The 19,141-nt window shown below is 72.5% G+C and carries 22 protein-coding genes and 1 tRNA gene; 12 read left to right on the top strand and 11 right to left on the bottom strand.

Translation table 11 applies throughout. The features are described 5' to 3' along the window. Positions 1–21 precede the first annotated feature (21 nt). Positions 22–615, top strand: a complete 594-nt coding sequence (locus tag R2S09_RS04330; protein WP_306193072.1) for a TetR/AcrR family transcriptional regulator — start codon at positions 22–24, stop codon at positions 613–615. Positions 616–877: 262 nt separating this feature from the next. Here R2S09_RS04330 and R2S09_RS04325 read toward each other — a convergent pair whose 3' ends face one another. From R2S09_RS04325 to R2S09_RS04310, 4 genes are read right to left on the bottom strand one after another with little or no spacing between them, the layout of a single operon-like run. Further along, on the bottom strand, positions 878–1,255 hold the full coding sequence (locus tag R2S09_RS04325; RefSeq protein ID WP_316739862.1) for a DUF202 domain-containing protein: 378 nt from the start codon (positions 1,253–1,255) through the stop codon (positions 878–880). Between the two features lies 1 nt (position 1,256). After that, the gene (locus R2S09_RS04320; RefSeq protein ID WP_316739861.1) at positions 1,257–1,649 is read right to left on the bottom strand and encodes a DUF202 domain-containing protein; all 393 of its coding nucleotides are present in this window, start codon (positions 1,647–1,649) and stop codon (positions 1,257–1,259) included. Between the two features lie 10 nt (positions 1,650–1,659). Then, positions 1,660–2,205 carry an NUDIX domain-containing protein gene (locus tag R2S09_RS04315; protein ID WP_316739860.1) on the bottom strand — a complete coding sequence of 182 codons (546 nt, stop codon included), beginning with the start codon at positions 2,203–2,205 and terminating at the stop codon, positions 1,660–1,662. Positions 2,206–2,244: 39 nt separating this feature from the next. Next, positions 2,245–3,138, bottom strand: coding sequence for a DMT family transporter (locus tag R2S09_RS04310; RefSeq protein ID WP_306192568.1), 894 nt, complete (start codon positions 3,136–3,138; stop codon positions 2,245–2,247). 490 nt (positions 3,139–3,628) lie between these two features. On the opposite strand from R2S09_RS04310, the gene R2S09_RS04305 reads away from it, so the two are divergent. From R2S09_RS04305 to R2S09_RS04290, 4 genes are all read left to right on the top strand, one after another. Continuing rightward, the gene (locus tag R2S09_RS04305; RefSeq protein ID WP_316739859.1) at positions 3,629–4,579 is read left to right on the top strand and encodes a hypothetical protein; all 951 of its coding nucleotides are present in this window, start codon (positions 3,629–3,631) and stop codon (positions 4,577–4,579) included. A gap of 127 nt (positions 4,580–4,706) precedes the next feature. Further along, positions 4,707–6,254 (top strand): APC family permease, encoded by a 1,548-nt coding sequence (locus R2S09_RS04300; RefSeq protein ID WP_316739858.1) that lies wholly within the window; start codon positions 4,707–4,709, stop codon positions 6,252–6,254. Between the two features lie 134 nt (positions 6,255–6,388). Further along, positions 6,389–7,114 (top strand): molybdopterin-dependent oxidoreductase, encoded by a 726-nt coding sequence (locus R2S09_RS04295; RefSeq protein WP_316739857.1) that lies wholly within the window; start codon positions 6,389–6,391, stop codon positions 7,112–7,114. Beyond that, a complete protein-coding gene (locus tag R2S09_RS04290; protein ID WP_316739855.1) occupies positions 7,098–7,724 on the top strand; it encodes a cytochrome b/b6 domain-containing protein in 627 nt (208 codons plus the stop codon). Before R2S09_RS04295 ends, R2S09_RS04290 begins: the two co-directional genes overlap by 17 nt. 7 nt (positions 7,725–7,731) lie before the next feature. Here the strand turns inward: R2S09_RS04290 and R2S09_RS04285 are convergent, their stop codons facing one another. The 4 genes from R2S09_RS04285 to R2S09_RS04270 all read right to left on the bottom strand — a co-directional run bounded on the left by R2S09_RS04285 (position 7,732) and on the right by R2S09_RS04270 (position 11,581). Further along, positions 7,732–8,757, bottom strand: coding sequence for an L-idonate 5-dehydrogenase (locus R2S09_RS04285; protein ID WP_316739853.1), 1,026 nt, complete (start codon positions 8,755–8,757; stop codon positions 7,732–7,734). Between the two features lie 23 nt (positions 8,758–8,780). After that, positions 8,781–9,545 (bottom strand): SDR family oxidoreductase, encoded by a 765-nt coding sequence (locus R2S09_RS04280; RefSeq protein ID WP_316739852.1) that lies wholly within the window; start codon positions 9,543–9,545, stop codon positions 8,781–8,783. A 19-nt stretch (positions 9,546–9,564) separates the two neighbouring features. Continuing rightward, positions 9,565–10,962, bottom strand: coding sequence for a gluconate:H+ symporter (locus tag R2S09_RS04275; RefSeq protein WP_316739851.1), 1,398 nt, complete (start codon positions 10,960–10,962; stop codon positions 9,565–9,567). Between the two features lie 73 nt (positions 10,963–11,035). Further along, complete coding sequence (locus tag R2S09_RS04270) at positions 11,036–11,581, bottom strand: gluconokinase (protein WP_306192560.1); 546 nt, start codon at positions 11,579–11,581, stop codon at positions 11,036–11,038. Positions 11,582–11,723: 142 nt separating this feature from the next. Here R2S09_RS04270 and R2S09_RS04265 point away from each other — a divergent pair, with 142 nt between their 5' ends. After that, positions 11,724–12,425 (top strand): FadR/GntR family transcriptional regulator, encoded by a 702-nt coding sequence (locus tag R2S09_RS04265; RefSeq protein WP_316739850.1) that lies wholly within the window; start codon positions 11,724–11,726, stop codon positions 12,423–12,425. 226 nt (positions 12,426–12,651) lie between these two features. Here the strand turns inward: R2S09_RS04265 and R2S09_RS04260 are convergent, their stop codons facing one another. Next, positions 12,652–13,026, bottom strand: a complete 375-nt coding sequence (locus tag R2S09_RS04260; protein WP_316739849.1) for a YchJ family protein — start codon at positions 13,024–13,026, stop codon at positions 12,652–12,654. Positions 13,027–13,203: 177 nt separating this feature from the next. Here R2S09_RS04260 and R2S09_RS04255 point away from each other — a divergent pair, with 177 nt between their 5' ends. Both R2S09_RS04255 and R2S09_RS04250 read left to right on the top strand, forming a co-directional pair. Then, a complete protein-coding gene (locus tag R2S09_RS04255; RefSeq protein WP_306192557.1) occupies positions 13,204–13,515 on the top strand; it encodes a dsRBD fold-containing protein in 312 nt (103 codons plus the stop codon). Between the two features lie 12 nt (positions 13,516–13,527). Next, positions 13,528–14,835 (top strand): phosphoribosyltransferase family protein, encoded by a 1,308-nt coding sequence (locus R2S09_RS04250; RefSeq protein ID WP_306192556.1) that lies wholly within the window; start codon positions 13,528–13,530, stop codon positions 14,833–14,835. Between the two features lie 75 nt (positions 14,836–14,910). On the opposite strand, the gene R2S09_RS04245 is transcribed toward R2S09_RS04250, so the two are convergent. Then, a tRNA-Leu gene (locus R2S09_RS04245) sits at positions 14,911–14,995 on the bottom strand. Between the two features lie 241 nt (positions 14,996–15,236). Here R2S09_RS04245 and R2S09_RS04240 point away from each other — a divergent pair. The 3 genes from R2S09_RS04240 (at position 15,237) to R2S09_RS04230 (ending at position 17,994) form a co-directional block, all read left to right on the top strand. After that, a complete protein-coding gene (locus R2S09_RS04240; RefSeq protein WP_316739844.1) occupies positions 15,237–16,562 on the top strand; it encodes a M20/M25/M40 family metallo-hydrolase in 1,326 nt (441 codons plus the stop codon). A gap of 158 nt (positions 16,563–16,720) precedes the next feature. Next, the gene (gene chpH, locus R2S09_RS04235; RefSeq protein ID WP_306192554.1) at positions 16,721–16,954 is read left to right on the top strand and encodes a chaplin ChpH; all 234 of its coding nucleotides are present in this window, start codon (positions 16,721–16,723) and stop codon (positions 16,952–16,954) included. A 194-nt stretch (positions 16,955–17,148) separates the two neighbouring features. Continuing rightward, positions 17,149–17,994: a chaplin gene (locus tag R2S09_RS04230; protein ID WP_306192553.1), complete on the top strand. Its 846-nt coding sequence runs from the start codon at positions 17,149–17,151 to the stop codon at positions 17,992–17,994. A 125-nt stretch (positions 17,995–18,119) separates the two neighbouring features. Here R2S09_RS04230 and R2S09_RS04225 read toward each other — a convergent pair whose 3' ends face one another. Then, positions 18,120–18,308, bottom strand: coding sequence for a DUF5703 family protein (locus R2S09_RS04225; RefSeq protein WP_027758838.1), 189 nt, complete (start codon positions 18,306–18,308; stop codon positions 18,120–18,122). A gap of 47 nt (positions 18,309–18,355) precedes the next feature. Here R2S09_RS04225 and R2S09_RS04220 point away from each other — a divergent pair, with 47 nt between their 5' ends. Continuing rightward, the gene (locus R2S09_RS04220) at positions 18,356–19,111 is read left to right on the top strand and encodes a hypothetical protein (RefSeq protein ID WP_316739837.1); all 756 of its coding nucleotides are present in this window, start codon (positions 18,356–18,358) and stop codon (positions 19,109–19,111) included. Positions 19,112–19,141: the final 30 nt, after the last annotated feature.

Here is a 19,141-nt window from a genome sequence, read left to right as displayed (position 1 = left end):
ACGGAAAGGCAGGTGGCGGCAGTGCCCAGGACGACGGACTCAGCCGGGACTCCTGTGCCGCAGCGGCTCCTGGCGGCCGCCACCCGGCTCTTCGCCGAGCAGGGCTACGACCGCACCTCGGTCCAGGAGATCGTGGAGGCGGCCGGCGTCACCAAGGGGGCGCTCTATCACTACTTCGGCTCCAAGGACGACCTGCTGCACGAGGTGTACGCGCGCGTGCTGCGCGTCCAGCAGGAGCGCCTGGACCACTTCGCGGGCATGGACGCCCCCGTGGAGAAGCGGCTGCGGGACGCGGCGGCGGACGTCGTGGTGACGACCATCGAGAACCTCGACGACGCGATGATCTTCTTCCGCTCCATGCACCACCTCAGCCCGGAGAAGAACAAGCAGGTGCGCTCCGAGCGCCGGCGCTACCACGAGCGGTTCCGCGCGCTCATCGAGGAGGGCCAGGAACAGGGCGTCTTCTCCAGAGCCACACCCGCCGACCTGGTGGTCGACTACCACTTCGGCTCCGTCCACCACCTGTCCACCTGGTACCGCCCCGACGGCCCGCTCTCCCCGCAGGAGGTCGCCGACCACCTGGCCGACCTGCTGCTGCGGGCCCTGCGCCCCTAGGGCGTGTTTCGAAAGTCCCTCCCCCAGCCTTCGGCCGGGAGGTGCCCCCAGGCCCGCGACGCCTGGCACGGCACCTCGCCGCGTTGTCGGGGTCGTCCACGTACGCCCAGTACGCGGACGACCCTCCGCCTTGCGATGCTCCCCCACTGCCTGAACGGCGTGGGAGGTGCCCCCGGCACCAGACGCCGCGGGCCCCGCCCTTCGGGCGGACGACGCTACTTTCGAAACATGCCCTGGGAGCGTGGGGCTTTCGCGGCACGCTTCAGACGATCAGGCCAACCGCGCACACCGCCACGCCGGCCGTGCACAGCACCGCCGCCGTGGCGAGCCGCGGGGCCATGGCCGGCGGGACGGCCGTCCGCGCCAGGGAGTGGATGCGGAACTGGGCGACCAGCAGGAAGCCCAGCCAGAGCGCACAGCACAGGCCGCAGACGACGGCACCGGCGGTCGACACGCCGCCGTGCAGGGCCGCCTTCACGGCCAGTACGGTCGCCACGGTGCTGGACAGCGTCGTACGCCGCCAGGCGAGCCGCGTCCGCTCCGGCTGCAGGCCGGGATCCCGCACCGCTTCCGCCGCCCCCGCGCCGTCGCCGCCGGTACCGTCCCCGCCCGCGCCCGCCACACCGCTCGTCGCGCCCATCTCAGCCCGCCCAGCCGGCGAGGACCACGACGACCATGGCCACGGCCACGAACGCGACCACCAGGCTCAGCAGGGCCGGGAACCGGGACGTGGGCAGATCCTCGCCCCGCCGCATGGCCCGCTCGCAGCGCACCCAGTGGTTGATCGCGCGCAGCGCGCAAAGGACGCCCACGGCCAGCAGGGCGAGGGCAAGGCCGATGCGCCAGGCCCAGCGCAGGTGCGGCAGGAACTGGTCCACCGCGAAACCGCCGCCGATCAGGGCGAGGGCGGTCCGCAGCCAGGCCAGGAACGTGCGCTCGTTGGCCAGCGAGAAGCGGTAGTCGGGGGTGCTGCCGTCCTGCCTGACCTCCTCGGGGGCGAACCACAGCCGGGCGTTCCGTACGAATCCGATCACGCGAGGGACCCTACTCGGCCGGGGCCGACCGGTAGGACCGCAGCCGCTCGTAGGCCGCGAGACCGTCCGGCACCCACTCCCACTCGCCCAGCCGGCGCTCCACCTCCTCCTCCGGCAGGAAGGCGTGCCAGGCGACCTCCTCGGCCTGCGGCCGCACCGGCAGCTCGCAGCGGACCTCGTACACCGCCGACCACCAGCTCAGGCCGGCGCCGTCGTCGTACAGGAACTTGAACAGATACTCCGGCTGGGGCAGCCCCGTCACCCCCAGTTCCTCCTCGGCCTCGCGCAGGGCCGCGTCGTCGTAGCTCTCGCCGGCGGAGACGACCCCGCCGACGAACATGTCGTAGCGGGAGGGGAAGACCAGCTTGGTCGCGGTGCGGCGGTGCACGAAGAGCCGGCCGTCGGCGTCCCGGGCCTGCACGAAGACGCAGCGGTGGCGCAGCCCCTCGCGGTAGACCGCGCCGCGCGGGAGCCGCCCCACGACCCGGTCGTCGACGTCGACGATGTCGAGAATCTCGTCCGCAGGGTTTTCCTCGGGGTTTTCCGCAGGGTTCATACCGGTATCCAAGCAGCGGCCGCCGCGAACGGCCGAAGGTCAGCGGCGCTGGAGGTCGCGCCGCTCGGTGCGCACCGCCGGGCCGCAGGGCATGGCCGGGTGCAGGCCGAGGAGGACGATGCCCGTGACGATCGCGGCGAGGCCGGCCGCCTCCCAGGTCAGCGCGCCGACGTCGGTGCGCAGCCGGTCGCCGAGGAAGCCCACTCCGCAGGCGATCCCGGCCAGGGGCTCGGCGGCGGTGAGCGCGGGCAGCGACATGCGCAGCGGCGCCGTCTCGAAGGCGCTCTGCACCAGGATCAGCCCGAGGATGCCGATGACCAGCAGTCCGTACGGCTGCCAGCCGGTCAGCAGCCCCGTCCAGCCGCCCGCCGAGAACCGCTGCCCGCTCACCCGGGTCAGCGCGTCCTGCACGCCGTACAGCAGTCCGGCGGCCACCGCCAGCAGCACCGGCCCCCAGCTGAGCCGGGAGCGCTTGGCGAAGGTGGTCAGCAGCAGGGCCAGGCCCACCACGATGCCGATGATCAGCCAGTGGCGCAGCGGGTCGGTGACGGCGCTGCCCGCGCGTGGCTGGCCCCCGAGGATGAACGCCGTCACACCGCCCGCCAGCAGCACGAGTCCGCACCAGCCCTGCCGGCCCAGCGGCTGCCGGGTCTGTCTGCGGGACAGCGCGAGCGCGAACAGCAGGTTCGTCGCCAGCAGCGGCTCCACCAGCGAGATCTCGCCCCGGCCCAGCGCTATCGCGCCCAGCACCATGCCGACGATCATCAGTCCGAGACCGCCGAGCCAGCGGGGGACCTTCACCAGGTCCAGCAGCAGCCGCGGGGAGAGGAAGTCGCTGAGCGGCGCCCGCTGGGCCGCGTTCTGCTGGAGCACGAATCCGAAGCCCAGGCAGCAGGCGGCGCTCACGGCGAGAATCAGAACCAGAACCGACACGCTGCGTACCTCGATCATCCGGTCGGGCCACGGGGTGCGTAGTGGCCGACTGTAGCGTCCCGTGGCGCGGCCCGCCGCCGCGCGGACCCGGATCCGGGCAGTCGGCCCGGCCACGGGAGCCCGCGGCGCCGGGGCGGCGGCACGGCCGTACGGCCATGGTGGGACGCGCCCCGGGCCCGCGCCATGGCGTGGGCCACACGGGTGAGGCGGGGCCCGGGACCTGACCCCGCGACGGATCGTGCGGCCGCCCGGACGGCGCGGGTGTCGGTTTCCGTCACAAGTGCCGCATGGACTAGTCCAGTTGACGCGTGTAACGCGCCGATCGCCCTTGACTCCGAGCAGGGGCTGAGGGTTTGCTTTCCGTGATCAGTCGATGGCGAGCCGACGGCCGGGGCAACAAGGCCGACCGCACCACACGGCCACGGCGCCGCAGCGACATGAGCCCAGTCTGAACACAGCACAGATAAAGAGCGCGTGAGGAAGTCCCGCGGTGTCCCCACCCCCGCCTCCCCTCGGCCGCGGCCGCAAGCGTGCGGCCCAGGTCTTCGACGACGCTCTCGACGACACCGAACTCGTCGGTGCCCGCGCGGCCTTGGCTCAGGGCCGGTGGCAGGCGGTCCGCTCGCTGCTCGTCCGCACCGGTGACGACTGGGACCGCCGCGGCCACCGCGTCACCGTGCTCGCCCAGGAGCCGCACGCCGCCCCGTGGGTCCGCGACTGGCTGCTCGCCGAGCCCGAGTCCGCGGACGCCTCCGTACTGCTCGGCCTGTGTCTGGTCCAGAGCGCCCTGCGCGGCAAGGAGAGACCCGAGCGGGCCCGCGAGGCCTGCCGGGCGGCGAGCGCGCTCGCGCCCGCCGACCCCACTCCGTGGCTCGGCCTGCTCCTGCTGGAACGCAGCCTCGGCGCCGAGGAGGACGTGGTCCGCCTCTTCGACGAGGTGCGCCTGCGCCACCCCGACCACCACCACGCCCACCATGTGATGGTGGCGGCGCTCGCCGAGCGCCACGCGGCCGCGGGCCCGGACCCGCTGCACGAGGTCTACGACTTCGCCAACTGGGCCGCCGAGCAGGCACCCGCCGACTCGCCGCTGGCCATCCTGCCCGTGGTCGCGCACGCCGAGCGCTACCGCGCCCTGGCCGCCGGCGGCCAGGCGCCGCCCGACCCGGGCTCCTCCGGGCACTGGGCCGGCCGGCGGGCCCGGCAGGTGATGAAGACGGCCTTCGACTGGTGGCTGGAGTGGGGGCAGGAGGGGCACCCACGTCGCATGGTCGACCTGAACTACCTGGCCCACGCCAAGTACTGCGAGGGCCGGGGCGCCGAGGCTGCCGCCCTGTTCCACCGCATCGGGGACCACGCCACCCCCGCCCCGTGGTCGTATCCCGAGCGGGACCCCGTTGTCGCGTTCCGCACCGCCCGCGCCGGTGCGCTCGGCACCGTGTGACCCGCCGAACTCGTACGCCGCAAGCCCGAACGCCGCAAGCCGCAAGCCGCAAGCCGCAAGCCCGCACGTACGACGCAGTACGACCGAAGCGCGAGTCGAGATCCCGAGGCCGAAAGGACGATCCCCGATGACGACGGGCAGTTCGAGCACGAGCAGACCCACCGCCGACGGCGGCGGCATCAGCACCTTCAAGGGGCAGGAGCGCGCGCTGCGCGCCGACCGCCTCGGCACGGGGGGCCTGCTGCTCTCCGTCCTGGCCGCGACCGCCCCGCTCATGGTGGTCGCCGGTGTCATGCCCACCACATTTGCGGTGATGGGCATCGTCGGCCAGCCGCTGCTCTTCGTGATCCTCGGCGTGGTGCTGGTCCTCTTCAGCCTCGGCTACGCCGAGATGAGCCGCCATGTCCACAACGCGGGCGCCTTCTACGCCTACATCTCGCGGGGCCTGGGCGGCACGGCCGGCGCGAGCGCGGCCCTCGTCGCCCTCGTCGCCTACAACGCCCTCCAGGCGGGCATCTACGGCATCTTCGGCTTCGAGGTCTCCAACCTGTTCGCCACCTACGCCGACGTCACCCTCGCCTGGTGGATACCGGCCCTCGCGGCCGTCGCCGTCGTCGGCGCGCTCGGCTGGCTGAAGATCGACGTCAACGCGCGCGTGCTCGGCGTGCTGCTGGTGATCGAGGTCGTCCTCGTCGTGATCTTCGACGCGGCCGCGATCGGCGACCCGGCCAAGGAGGGCCTGTCGCTGCACGCCTTCAACCCCGACACCCTCAGCGGCGCCGGCATCGGCACCGCGCTGTGCTTCTGCATCGCCGCCTTCCTCGGCTTCGAACAGGCCCCCGTGTACGCCGAGGAGACCAGCCGCCCGCACGTCCTGGTGCCGCGCGTGATGTTCCTCGCGGTGGCCGGCGTGGCCGTCTTCTTCGCGGTCAGCAGCTGGGCCCTCACCGTGGCCACCGGACCGTCGGCGATCGTCGGCACCTCGCAGAAGGAGAGCGCGGGGCTGCTGTTCTCGCTCACCGAGTCACGGCTCGGCGGCACCTTCACGGACGTACTGCACATCCTGTTCGTGACCGGCATGTTCGCGGCCATGCTCAGCTTCCACAATGTCGTCGCCCGGTACGCCTTCGCCATGGGCCGCGAGGGACTGCTGCCCGCGGCGTTCGGGCGGACCTCCAGCACCAGCGGCGCCCCCGCCGCCGGTTCGCTCTCGCAGACCGTCTTCTCGCTGGTCGTGGTGGTCGCCTTCGCGGTCACCGACGGCAAGCCGACCGGCGACCCGACCGCCCCCGTGCTGCGCCTGTTCACCTGGGGCGGCAACATCGGTGCGCTCGGCGTGATCCTGCTGATGGCGGCGGCCTCCCTGTCGGTGATCGTCTTCTTCGCCCGGCGCGGTGCGGCGGCCGCGCAGGCCTGGCGGCTGGTCACCTCCGCGCTGGCCGGAATCGCCCTGCTGGTGATCGCCTTCTACACGGTCAAGGACTTCGACGTCCTGGTCGGCACCGGCCCGGACTCGGCGCTCAGCCGGCTCCTGCCCGGCATCATCGGTCTCGCCGCCGTGGTCGGCCTGGTGCAGGGCGCCGTCCTGCGCGTCCGCCGCCCCGAGGCCCACGCCGGGATCGGGCTCGGCAACGAGGCGTTCCAGCTGGAGAAGGCGGCCGAGTCGGCGTCGTAGCGCCACGAAGCCGTGGTGCCACGCCGACGTAGCGTCACGGCTTCGTGGCGCCGTGGCACGGGAAACGATGACGGAAGTCTGACGGGCACCCGTGATCCCTGGCCCCCACGGGGCACGGGTGCTCGAATGTAGGGGTGAACCCCGAACCGTCCGAGGCGGAGGGCCGCCCCGTCGGCCGCCGCGTCTTCCTCGGCACCCTCGCCCTGGGCGCCCTCGGCGTGGCCGCGGCGCCCACCCTGCAACGCGGACTGGAGGGCGTCCTCGGCGCCGCCTCCGGCAAGGACCCCACCGGCCTGACCGGCCTGCTGCCCAACGGCGGCGGCTTCCGCTACTACTCGGTCGCCGCCTCCGTCCCACACAAGGACGGCACCGACTACCGCCTGACCGTCGACGGCCTGGTCGACCACCCGACGTCGTACACGCTGGCCGACCTCAGAGCCCTGCCCCAGACCCGCATGGTCCGCGACGTCCAGTGCGTCACCGGCTGGCGGGTCCCCGGCACACCCTTCGAGGGCGTCCGCCTCTCCCGCCTGCTGGACGCCGCCGGGGTCCGCTCCACGGCGAAGGCGGTGCGGTTCACCTGCTTCGACGGCACCTACTCCGAGAGCCTGACCCTCGCCCAGGCCCGCCGCGCCGACGTCCTGGTCGCCCTGCGCATGCAGGACAAGGACATCGGCCACGACCACGGCGGCCCGGTCCGCCTCTACGTCGCCCCCATGTACTTCTACAAGTCCGCCAAGTGGCTCTCCGGCATCACCGTCACCGACGCGGTCGAGCCCGGCTACTGGGAGGAGCGGGGCTACGACGTCGACGCCTGGGTCGGCCGCTCGAACGGACGCAGCGATGTCCCTACGAGCTGAGACCCCCGCCCCGCCCGGCACCGACATCCGCCGCTTCACCCGCGCCGAACGATGGGTGCACCGCCTCACGGCCTTGCTGATGAGCATCTGCGTGGTCACGGCCGCCTGCCTCTACATTCCCCAGCTCGCCGTGCTCGTCGGCCGCCGCGAACTGGTCGTCCGCGTCCACGAGTGGGCCGGCCTCACCCTGCCGGTGCCCGTCCTGCTGGGCCTGGCCTCCCGCGCCTTCCGCGCCGACCTGCGCTTCCTCAACCGCTTCGGCCCGCACGACAAGGTCTGGCTGCGCGCCGCCCTGCGCCGCGACCGGCGCCCCTCCGCACGGCCGGCCGGCAAGTTCAACGCCGGCCAGAAGATCTACGCCGCCTGGATCGCCGGGGCCACCCTGGTCATGCTCGGCACGGGCCTGCTGATGTGGTTCACCCACCTGACCCCGCTGCAGTGGCGCACCAGCGCCACCTTCGTCCACGACTGGCTGGCCCTGACCATCGGCATCGTCCTGGCCGGCCACATCGGCATGGCCCTCGGCGACCCTGAGGCCCGCCGGGGCCTGCGCACCGGGCTGGTGCGCCGGGAGTGGGCGGACAGCGAGCACCCGCTGTGGAAGGGGTGAGGCCCGCTCAGTCCCCGAAGTGCAGCAGCACCTTGCACGCGCGGTCGCGGTTGGCCGCCAGCACGAACGCCGACTCGGCGTCGTCCACCGGGACCACCGCGCTCAGCAGCGCGTCGAAGGCGGGTTCGACGGACAGCAGCCGCAGGGCCTCGTCGAACTCGGTGTCGAAGCGGAACGCGCCGCGCAGCTCGATCTCCCGGCTGACCACCAGGTTCCCGGCGAACGGGGACCGGCCGGGCGGCAGCATGCCCAGCTGGACCACCACCCCGCCGCGCCGCACGAGCCGCAGACAGGTGTCCAGCCCCGCCGCCACCCCGGAGGCCTCCACGGCCACGTCCACCTCCGGCGGCCACCCGGCGTCGTCCGGGTCGTCGGCCCGTACGACCGTGTCCGCGCCCACCGCCGAGGCGTACCACAGCGCCCGCGGGAGCAGATCGGTGACGGTCACGCGGGCGGCGCCCGCCGCCTTCGCCGCCGCGACCACCAGGCAGCCGATCGGCCCGGCACCGGTCACCAGCACATGGCGTCCCGCCACCTCGCCCGCCCGCCGCAGCGCGTGCAGCGCCACCGAGAGCGGCTCGGCGAGCGCGGCCCGGCGCGGCGACTGCCCGGCCGGAAGCGGTCTCAACTGCTCGGCGGGCACGGCCACTCGCGCCGCGAAAGCGCCCTGGACGTGCGGGAAGCGGGCCGCGCTGCCCAGGTAGCGGGTGTCACGGCAGATGTTCCGCCGCCCGCCCGCGCACTCCGGGCAGGTGCCGCACGGGGTCGCCGGGTGCACGGCCACCGCCGTACCCGGCCGCGGGCCGGTGGCTTCGGGGCCGTAGGAGACGACCGTGCCCACCACCTCGTGGCCGAGCACCATCGGCTCCTTCAGACGGAAGTCGCCGACCCCGCCGTGCCGCCAGTAGTGCAGGTCGGAGCCGCACACCCCGCCGTAGCGGACGGCGACCAGCGCCTGCCCCGGGCCGGGCACCGGCACCGGCAAATCCTCGACCCGCAGGTCACCCTGACCGTGGATCACCACCGCACGCATCGCCCGCGCCTCCCAGGGCCGCTTCAGAGCACACTCGTCATGCCGCCGTCGACGTACAGCACCTGCCCGGAGACGAAGTCCGCGGCCGGGGAGGCGAGGAACAGCACCCCGCCCACCAGGTCCTCGGTGCGGCCCCAGCGGCCGGCCGGGGTGCGGCGGCGCACCCACGCGCTGAACTCCTCGTCCTCGACGAGGGGCCGGGTCAGCTCGGTCTCGATGTAGCCGGGCCCGAGGCCGTTGACCTGCACCCCGTACGGGCCCCAGTCGGCGCACATGCCCTTGGTGAGCATCTTCAGCGCGCCCTTGGTCGCCGCGTACGGCGCGATGCCGGGGCGGACCACCTCGCTCTGCAGCGAGCAGATGTTGATGATCTTGCCGTGGCCCCGCTCCGTCATCCGCCGGGCGGCCTCCCGGCCGACCAGGAACGCGCTGGTGAGGTTGGTGTCCAGGATCCGGTGCCAGTCCGCGTCCGTGAACTGGAGCAGCGGCGCGCGTAGTTGCATGCCCGCGTTGTTCACCAGGATGTCCAGCGGGCTCACCCGCTCCTCGACGTCCGCGATCCCGGCCGCCACGGAGGCGCCGTCGGTCACGTCGAACGCGGCGGTGTGCACACGGTCGCCGGGCAGGCCGGCGGCGGCCTTGGCGAGCGCCTCGCCGTCGCGTCCGTTGAGGACGACCGTGCAGCCGGCCTCGGCCAGCCCGCGGGCCAGGGCCAGCCCGATCCCGCGGGAGGAGCCGGTGACCAGGGCCGTACGGCCGCCGATGTCGAAGAGGGGGTGAGCCGTCATGGCCGTACTCCCGGATGCTCTAGATGATCAGGGACAGCAGCAGGACCAGACCGCCGGCCACCACGGAGATGATCGTCTCCATGACGGACCAGGTCTTGATCGTCTGCCCCACGTTCAGCCCGAAGTACTCCTTCACCAGCCAGAAGCCGGCGTCGTTGACATGGCTGAAGAAGAGCGAGCCGGCGCCGACGGCCAGGACCAGCAGGGCGGCGTGGGTGGTCGACATGTCGGCCGCCAGAGGGGCGACCAGACCGGCCGCCGAGACGGTCGCCACGGTCGCCGAACCGGTCGCGAGCCGGATCGCCACCGCGATCAGCCACGCCAGCAGCAGCGCCGGGATCGACCAGTCCTTGGAGATGTCCAGGATCATCTGGCCCACCCCGCAGTCGATCAGCGTCTGCTTGAAGCCGCCGCCCGCACCGACGATCAGCAGGATGCCCGCGATGGGCATCAGGCCCTTCTCGACGGTGGAGGTGATGCGCTCCTTGGTGAACCCGGCCGGGCGGCCCAGCGTGAAGATGCCGACGATGACGGCGGCCAGCAGTGCTATCAGCGGGGAGCCGATGACGTCGAAGACGCGCTGGGTCATGTTGGCGGGGTCGTCGAAGACGATGTCCACCAGCGCCTTGGCCAGCATCAGCACGACCGGCAGCAGCACGGTGGCGAGCGTCGCGCCGAAGCCCGGACGGCGCTCCAGGTCGTCCGAGGCACGCTGCGGGAGCATCCGGTCGGGGGCGGGGACGTCGACCCAGCGGGCCGCCACCTTCGAGAACAGCGGACCGGCGATGATCACCGTGGGGACGGCCACCAGGATGCCCAGCGCCAGCGTCACACCCAGGTTGGCCTTGACCGCGTCGATGGCGACGAGCGGGCCGGGGTGCGGCGGGATCAGGCCGTGCATCACGGACAGACCGGCCAGCGCCGGGATGCCGATCCGCATCAGGGAGTAGTTGCCGCGCTTGGCGACCATCAGCACGACCGGGATCAGCAGCACGATGCCGACCTCGAAGAACAGCGGCAGGCCGATCACGGAGGCGATCAGGACCATCGCCCACGGCATCGCCCGGCCCCCGGCCTTCGCCAGGATGGTGTCCACCACCTGGTCCGCGCCGCCGGAGTCGGCGAGCAGCTTGCCGAGGATCGCGCCCAGCGCGATCAGCACGCCGACGCCGGCGACCGTCGAGCCGAGGCCGGTGGTGAAGCTGGTGATGGCCTTGTCCAGCGGTGCCCCGGCGACCGCGCCGAGCACCAGTGACCCGATGGTCAGCGAAAGGAAGGCGTGCAGTTTGAACTTGGTGATGAGCAGAACGATGACGGCGATGCCCGCCAGGACGGCGATGCCCAGCTGAGCGTGTCCGGCCGAGGTGATCGGCGGGGGCGCGTCCGCTGCCAGCATCTCGACGCTGAGTCTGGTCACGGGTTTCCCTTGGGGGTGAAGTGGGACGGTGGGGACAGGTGGTGCGGCGGTCGGTGACCGTGGGGGACAGGCCTTACCGCGGGGACGGTTCGACCCGGGCCGGCCGCGTGGAGCTGTCGAGGTCGTCGAGAGCGGCCACGGCGCGCGCGGTGATCTCCTCCGGGGACCCGGAGACATCCACCGCGACACCCCGCTCGTCCGCTTCGAGCGGCTGGAGCGTGGCGAACTGGGAGTCCAGCAGCGCCGTCGGCATGAAGTGGCCCTGGCGGTGCGTCATCCGGTCCTCGATGAGGTTCCGGTCGCCCGTCAGATGGACGAAGACGACGCCGGGAGCCGCTGCCCTGAGCCGGTCGCGGTAGGACCGCTTCAGCGCCGAGCTGCTCACCACCCCGCCGAGACCCGCCCGCCCGTGCGCCCAGGCGCCGATGGCGTCCAGCCACGGCCACCGGTCGTCGTCGTCGAGCGGAACACCGGCCGTCATCTTGTCGATGTTGGCCTGCGGATGGAAGTCGTCGCCCTCGGCGTACGGGACGCCGAGCCGGTCGGCGAGCAGGGGACCGATGGTGGTCTTGCCCGTGCCGGCGACGCCCATCACCACGACGACGTGGGGGGTGCGCATCACTGCCTCGCTGTCTTCCTCGACATGGGACGCCGACATCCGGCGTCGCCACACTGAAACCCATTAGGTACGACGAATTCAAGAGTCTGTGACATATAAGTCTGACTTTTTAGATCCGTGACCCACCCCGTACGCTGAGTGCATGAGCACACCGGGCCGGGGGCTGCACGGCCATGTACTGGACACCCTCGGCCCCGCCATCACCGCGGGCGAGTACCCGCCGGGCAGCGTCCTGCGTACCGACGAGCTGGCGCAGCGTTTCGACGTGTCACGCTCCGTGATGCGCGAGGCCGTACGGGTCCTGGAGTCCATGCACCTGGTCGCCTCCCGCCGCCGCGTCGGCGTGACCGTGCTCCCGCAGTCGGAGTGGAACGTCTACGACCCGCAGGTGATCCGCTGGCGTCTGGCCGGCGCCGACCGCCCGCGCCAGCTGCGCTCGCTGACCGTGCTGCGCTCGGCCGTCGAACCGGTCGCCGCCGGGCTCGCCGCCATGCATGCCACACCCGAGCAGTGTTCGGAGCTCACCGAGTGCGCCCTCGGCATGGTGGCCAACTCACGCGGCCACCGGCTGGAGGAGTACCTGTTCCACGACGTGGCCTTCCACCGCGTGATCCTCAACGCCTCCGGCAACGAGATGTTCGCCCGCCTCGGCGACGTCGTCGCCGAGGTCCTGGCCGGCCGCACCCACCACGAGGTCATGTTCGAGGACCCCGACCCGGCCGCCGTCACCCTCCACGTCCAGGTCGCCGAGGCCGTCCGCGAGTGCGACGCCGAACGCGCGGAACGGCTGACCCGGGAGATCACCGTCGGCGCCCTGCACGAACTGGACATCCTGGCGCCCTAGGGGGTGTCTCGCCGATCATGCCGGGCTCGCGGTGGCCGGCACCGCACCTCGCCGCGTTGTCGTCGGTCGCCGATGCTCCGCATCGACTCCCTCCTCCGCCTCGCGGTGCTCCCCCACTGCCTGAACGGCGTGGGAGGTACCCCCACCACCAGCCACCGCTCCCTGACGGCCTGATCGACGAGACACCCCCTAGCCGTCCCGGCGGCCTGTCGCCACGGCCGGCGGGCTACTTCAGGAGGTCCCCGTCGACGTACACCCACGCCCCGTCGACCCGCTCGAACCGGCTGCGCTCGTGCAGCGCACCGCCCCGGTAGGACGCCCGGAACGTCACCGTCCCGGTGGTGTGGAACGCGGAACCGTCCGTCGTGCCGAGGATCTCCAGGCCCGTCCAGCGCATCCCCGGGTCCAGCTCCAGCCGCGCGGGCCGGGTCCGCGGATGCCAGGTCCGCAGCAGATACCCCACGTCCCCACGTACGAAGGCGGAGTACCGCGAGCGCATCAGGGCCTCGGCGGTCGGCGCGGCGGCGGTGCCGCCGTGGTAGCGGCCGCAGCACCTCTCGTACGGCTCGGACCGCCCGCACGGGCAGGAACGTGTGGTCATGGCCCACATTCTGCCCGCCTTCCGCCGGAGCCCCGGCCCTGCCCCGCCCTCGACCCGGCCCGCTTCGGACACCCGTGCGGTCACCGGCTGCGCGAGGCACAGTGGAAGAGGCGGAACGGTGTGCCGGTGTCCGCACCGGGCCGCCGTCCCGCCCCGGGAACCGAGGGGAGACGGACGATGACGCGACCCGTCGACAGCCGGCTCCAGTCCGTCAAGGAGTGGCGGCTGAACCTGTACCTGTCCGAGCACGACCCGGAGACCACGGCCCGGATCGTCCTGGACACCGGTGACAACGTCGTGGAGACCTGCGCGGAGGCCCGCCGCAACCCCTACGACTCGGCCGTGCCCGAGATCGGTGACGAACTCGCCGCCGGCCGGGCGCTCATCGCGCTGGGCCGCGAGCTGCTGCGCAACGCCGCGGGCGACATCGAGGCGATGGGGGCACCGGAGGCCACACCTCCCGCTCCGCTCTGGTCGCCCAGGGAGTGAGGGAGTTCAGCGGTGCTCTTCCCGAATCGTGACGAAGCAGGCAGGCGGCTGGGTGCCCGCCTCGCGCACCTCGCCGGCCAGGACGTCGTGGTGCTCGGGCTGCCCCGAGGGGGCGTACCGGTCGCCGCGGCGGTCGCGGCGGCGCTCGGCGCACCGCTGGACCTCTGCCTGGTACGGAAACTGGGGGTGCCCTCCCAGCCGGAGCTGGCCATGGGCGCGATCGGCGAGGACGGCGTCCGCGTCGTCGACGACGTGGTCATGCGCGGGGCGGGCGTGCCCCCGGACGCGCTGGCGCGCGTGGAGGAACGCGAGCGCGAGGAACTGGTCCGGCGCGCCGAGCGCTACCGGAGCGGACGCCCGCCGCTCGCCGTCGAGGGCCGGACCGTCGTGGTGGTCGACGACGGGGTGGCCACCGGATCGACCGCTCGGGCCGCCTGCCGGACGGTACGGGCCAGGGGGGCGGCGCGGACCGTGCTGGCGGTGCCGGTCGCACCGCCGGACTGGACGGCACGGCTCGCCGGGGAGGCCGACGAGCTCATCTCCCTGGACACTCCGCCCGGCTTCTTCGCGGTCGGCCAGTTCTACGAGGACTTCGGTCAGCTCGAGGACGAGGACGTCGTCGCCTGTCTGCGGCGGCAGCCCTCCGTCACGGAGGCGTCCGGCGGGGACCCCGAGTCCGTGGACCAGGAGGTCGAGGTGGTGGCCGGCACCGTACGGCTCGGCGGGCATCTGACCGTGCCCGCGGACGCGTCCGGCGTCGTGCTCTTCGCGCACGGCAGCGGCAGTGGCCGGCACAGCCCCCGCAACCAGTTCGTGGCCGCCGGGCTGAACCGGGCCGGCCTCGGCACGCTGCTGTTCGACCTGCTCACCGAGGAGGAGGCGCGCGACCGGGCCAATGTGTTCGACACCGAGCTGCTCGCCGCCCGGCTCGCCGACGCCACCGGCTGGCTGAGCGGCCGGAGCGCCGCCGAAGGGCTCGCCATCGGCTACTTCGGCGCCAGCACCGGGGCCGCCGCCGCCCTGTGGGCCGCCGCGGAACCGGACGCGCGCATCGCCGCCGTCGTCTCCCGCGGCGGCCGGCCCGACATGGCCGGTCCCAGGCTGGCGGTGGTCACTTCTCCCACGCTGCTCATCGTCGGCGGCGCCGACCACACCGTGCTGGACCTCAACCGAGCCGCCCAGTCCCAGCTGACCTGCGAGAACCGGCTCTCCGTCGTGCCCGGCGCGACCCACCTCTTCGAGGAGCCGGGCGCACTGGAACAGGTCACCGACCTGGCCCGTGACTGGTTCACGGACCACATGGCGCCGGCCCACGTATGAGCGCACGAAGCCGGTCCACGTGTGAGCACATGAAGGAGCGGTGCCGACCGTTCCGGTCGACACCGCTCCTTGTTGTGTCCGAGGGGGGACTTGAACCCCCACGCCCGATAAAGGGCACTAGCACCTCAAGCTAGCGCGTCTGCCATTCCGCCACCCGGACAGGATGCGCGCCGAGCGGGTTCTCCCCGCGGCGACGACGTAAACATTACCAGGCTTTCGCGCGTGCCCGATCACCGATCACCGCCGGTGGAGACCATGGTCCGCTGCGAACGGGGTGTGACGGGGCGGGACCGCTCTTGGGCCGGGGCCGGGGCAGGGGAGAGGATGAGCTGACCACCGGCACACGAGGTGGACCACCCTCACCCGAGGTGGGCCACCGGTACACAGCGGGAGGAAGCAGCGTGAGCGAGACGGACACGGCCAGGGGCGTCACCGGCGAGGACGAGGTCGTGGACCTCTGCCGCGAGCTGATCCAGATCGACACCAGCAACTACGGCGACCACTCGGGGCCGGGCGAGCGCAAGGCCGCCGAGTACGTCGCCGAGAAGCTCGCCGAGGTGGGACTGGAGGCGAAGATCTTCGAGTCGCACCCGGGCCGGGCCTCCACCGTGGCCCGCATCGAGGGCGAGGACCCGTCCCGGCCCGCGCTGCTGATCCACGGCCACACCGACGTCGTACCGGCCAACGCCGACGACTGGACCCACCACCCCTTCTCCGGCGAGGTCGCGGACGGCTGCGTATGGGGCCGTGGCGCGGTCGACATGAAGGACATGGACGCGATGACGCTGGCCGTCGTCCGCGACCGGCTGCGCAGCGGACGCAGGCCCCCGCGGGACATCGTGCTCGCCTTCCTCGCCGACGAGGAGGCGGGCGGCACGTACGGCGCCCGCCACCTGGTCGACAACCACCGGGACCTGTTCGAGGGCGTCACCGAGGCCATCAGCGAGGTCGGCGGCTTCTCCTTCACCGTCAGTGAGCAGCGGCGGCTCTACCTGATCCAGACGGCCGAGAAGGGCATGCACTGGATGAAGCTGACCGTGGCCGGCACGGCGGGGCACGGCTCGATGATCCACCGGGACAACGCGATCACCGAGCTGTCGGAGGCCGTCGCCCGGCTCGGACGGCACAACTTCCCGGTGCGGGTCACCAAGACCACCCGGGCCTTCCTCGACGAACTCGGCGACGCCCTCGGCACCGAGCTCGACCCGGAGAACATGGAGGGCACCCTCGCCAAGCTCGGCGGCATCGCCAAGCTCATCGGCGCGACCCTGAGCAACACCGCCAACCCCACCCAGCTCGGCGCCGGTTACAAGGTCAACGTCATCCCGGGCGAGGCCACGGCCCACGTCGACGGACGCTTCCTGCCCGGGTACGAGGAGGAGTTCCTGGCCGACCTGGACCGCATCCTCGGGCCCAAGGTGAAGCGCGAGGACGTGCACTCCGACAAGGCCGTCGAGACCACCTTCGACGGGGACCTGGTGGCCGCGATGCAGTCGGCGCTGCTCGCCGAGGACCCGGCCGCCAAGGCCGTCCCGTACATGCTCTCCGGCGGCACCGACGCCAAGTCCTTCGACGACCTGGGCATCCGCGGCTTCGGCTTCGCGCCGCTGAAGCTGCCGCCGGAGCTGGACTTCGCGGGCATGTTCCACGGCGTGGACGAGCGGGTGCCGGTGGACGGGCTGAAGTTCGGCGTGCGGGTCCTGGACCGGTTCATCGACGCGTCCTGACCCCGGTCATCATTCGGTTGACATCGGTAATCGGCCGCGTGTGCGGCGACGACCGGGAAGGGTGAATGCGACCATAAGCTCGTAGCTCCATTACTCCCTCCTCGTTACAGGTAATGCGATCGGCAACATGAGATCGCTATTGCCAACTAGGAGGAATAATGATCAAGAAGGTCGTCGCTGCCGCGGTTGCCACCGGTGGGCTGGTCCTCGCGGGCGCGGGCCTGGCCGCCGCCGACTCCGGAGCTCAGGGCGCCGCCGTGCAGTCCCCGGGCGTCGTCTCCGGCAACGTCATCCAGGTGCCCGTGCACGTGCCGGTGAACGTCTGCGGCAACACGATCTCGGTGATCGGGCTGCTGAACCCCGCCTTCGGCAACACCTGCATCAACAAGTGACGTCGTGGCCCGCCCCGTGAGGGTCTGACTCCATCGACTCCGTGGGGGTCTGAACTCGTCGGCCCTGGAGCGTGCGCCATGCGCTCCGGGGCCGACCGGTTTTCTCGCGCGGTCACGACGGCGGATTCCCGCCGGACGCGAACGCGCGTTCCGGAAGGTTCGCAAGGAAAAGTCGAAGGCAGGGATTCAGCAAAATGCGACAGGTCACCCGCAAGGGCCTGCTGACCGTGGCCGCGGCCACCGGCGTCATCGCCGCCGCGAGCGGCGCGGCACACGCCGACGCGGGCGCGGCCGGTGCCGCGTCCGGCTCGCCGGGCGTGCTGTCCGGCAACACCGTGCAGGTGCCGGTGCACGTGCCGGTGAACGTCTGCGGCAACACGGTGAACGTCGTCGGGCTGCTCAACCCGGCGGCGGGCAACACATGCGTCAACCAGGGCGGCGGCAGCGGCTCGTCCGGCGGGCACGACGGGCACGGCGGCTCGGGCGGCGGCGCGCACGCCGGCGGACACACCGGCGGTTCACCGGGCGTGGGCTCCGGCAACCACGTGCAGGTGCCGGTCGACGTACCGGTCAACGTGTGCGGCAACAGCGTCAATGTGATCGGCGTGGGCAACGCCGCCCTGGGCAACGAGTGCGCCGACACGAGTGGTTCCGGCGGGCACCACACGCCTCCGGGAGGCGGCCGCGGCAACCCGCCCGGTCACCCGGGGCACCCCGGTCACCCTGGCCACCCCGGTCACCCTGGCCACCCCGGCCACCCGGGGAATCCCGGGACGCCCGGTCACCCGGGTACGCCGGGTCACCCCGGAACTCCGGGCACACCGGGTCACCCGGGCACGCCGCCCGCCACGGGCGGGAACACGCCCGGCGGCTCGACGCACGTCAACCAGCCGGGCACGCAGACCGTCACCGCGCCGGGCAGCGGGGCCCAGCTCGCCCACACCGGCAGTGACCTGCCGATGGGCCTCGCCCTGCCGGCGGGCGCCGGTGCGCTGCTGGCCGGCACCGTGCTGTACCGCAGGGCGCGGGCCTCGGCCTGATCGGGGGAGGGCGCCCGGTCCGGTGAGAAGGGTGTCCGAACGCGTCCGACGGCCACACGCGTGCGCGTGCACGACACAGCGGGCCCCGCGTATGCGGGGCTCGCTGTGGTCCGGTCCGTCTCAGCTCACCACGTGGCGCGCACCTGGCGGATGATCCTCCGGCGCAACCGCACCCTGCGGCTGCCGTCGCGCAGCAGGCTCAGACGGTACAACTCCCAGTGTCCGTACTCGGCGTGGTCCGTCAGCAGACGCGTCGTCTCCTTGCGGGAGACCCCGCGCGGTACATACACGTCGACAAATTCGTATTCCGGCATCGCATCTATTGTGCGGGCTGGGGCCCGGTACGGATAGCGTCTGCACTATGTCTGATGCTGCGCAGCCCACCGCTGCCGAGGTACGCGCCGCCGCCGAGGCGGTCAAGGCCGCGCTCGACCGCCATCTCGCCGCGGTCGAACGCAGGTCGGGGGAGGACGACCCGGCCGTCTACGAGGCGTTCAACCAGCTGGCCGCGGCCGCGGAGGCCTACGACGAGCTGCTCTACGACCGCTACGACGAGGTCACACCTTTCGAGATCCCCGGTGACGACACGCTGCCGCCGTACACGGGCCCGGAGGAGCCGAACGCGATCAGCGTGCTGATCCGACGCGACTACGCCGTGGCCGAGCCTCAGCGGCTGCTGTCCCAGGCCCAGCGTGTGGAGGCCGCGGACGTCGAGACCGGCACGGGCATCGGCGAGGGCGCCTCCGGCACGGTGCACGGGGCGCTCGGCACCCTGTTCGGCGAGTTCGAACCGGACGAGATCGCCTCCCGGCACAAGGAGTTCGGCCTGGAGGAGGGCGACTCGACCCTGTGGGTCACGGCCTCGGACGAGCCGGCGGACCCGGGCGAATGGCTCGAGGCGCCCTTCGAGCACGTCGATCCGCAGCGGGTGGTCTGCCGCTTCGACGTCAGCGCGGTCTTCGACGAGGAACTGGACGTGGACGAGGACGAACCGGACGGGGGCGACGGCGTCGAGGACGACGAGATCGAGGACTACGACGACCTCGACACCGATCTCGACGAGGACGACGACCTGGACGACGAGGAACTGGAGCCGCTGGAGGCGCGAGAGCGCTGAGCAGTCCGCCGTCGGCCGGGGTGGTCACGG

It is taken from the genome of Streptomyces sp. MK7 (assembly GCF_032658145.1).
In the GTDB taxonomy this organism is placed as follows: domain Bacteria; phylum Actinomycetota; class Actinomycetes; order Streptomycetales; family Streptomycetaceae; genus Streptomyces; species Streptomyces spiralis.
This window is presented reverse-complemented; position numbering and strand designations above follow the sequence as displayed.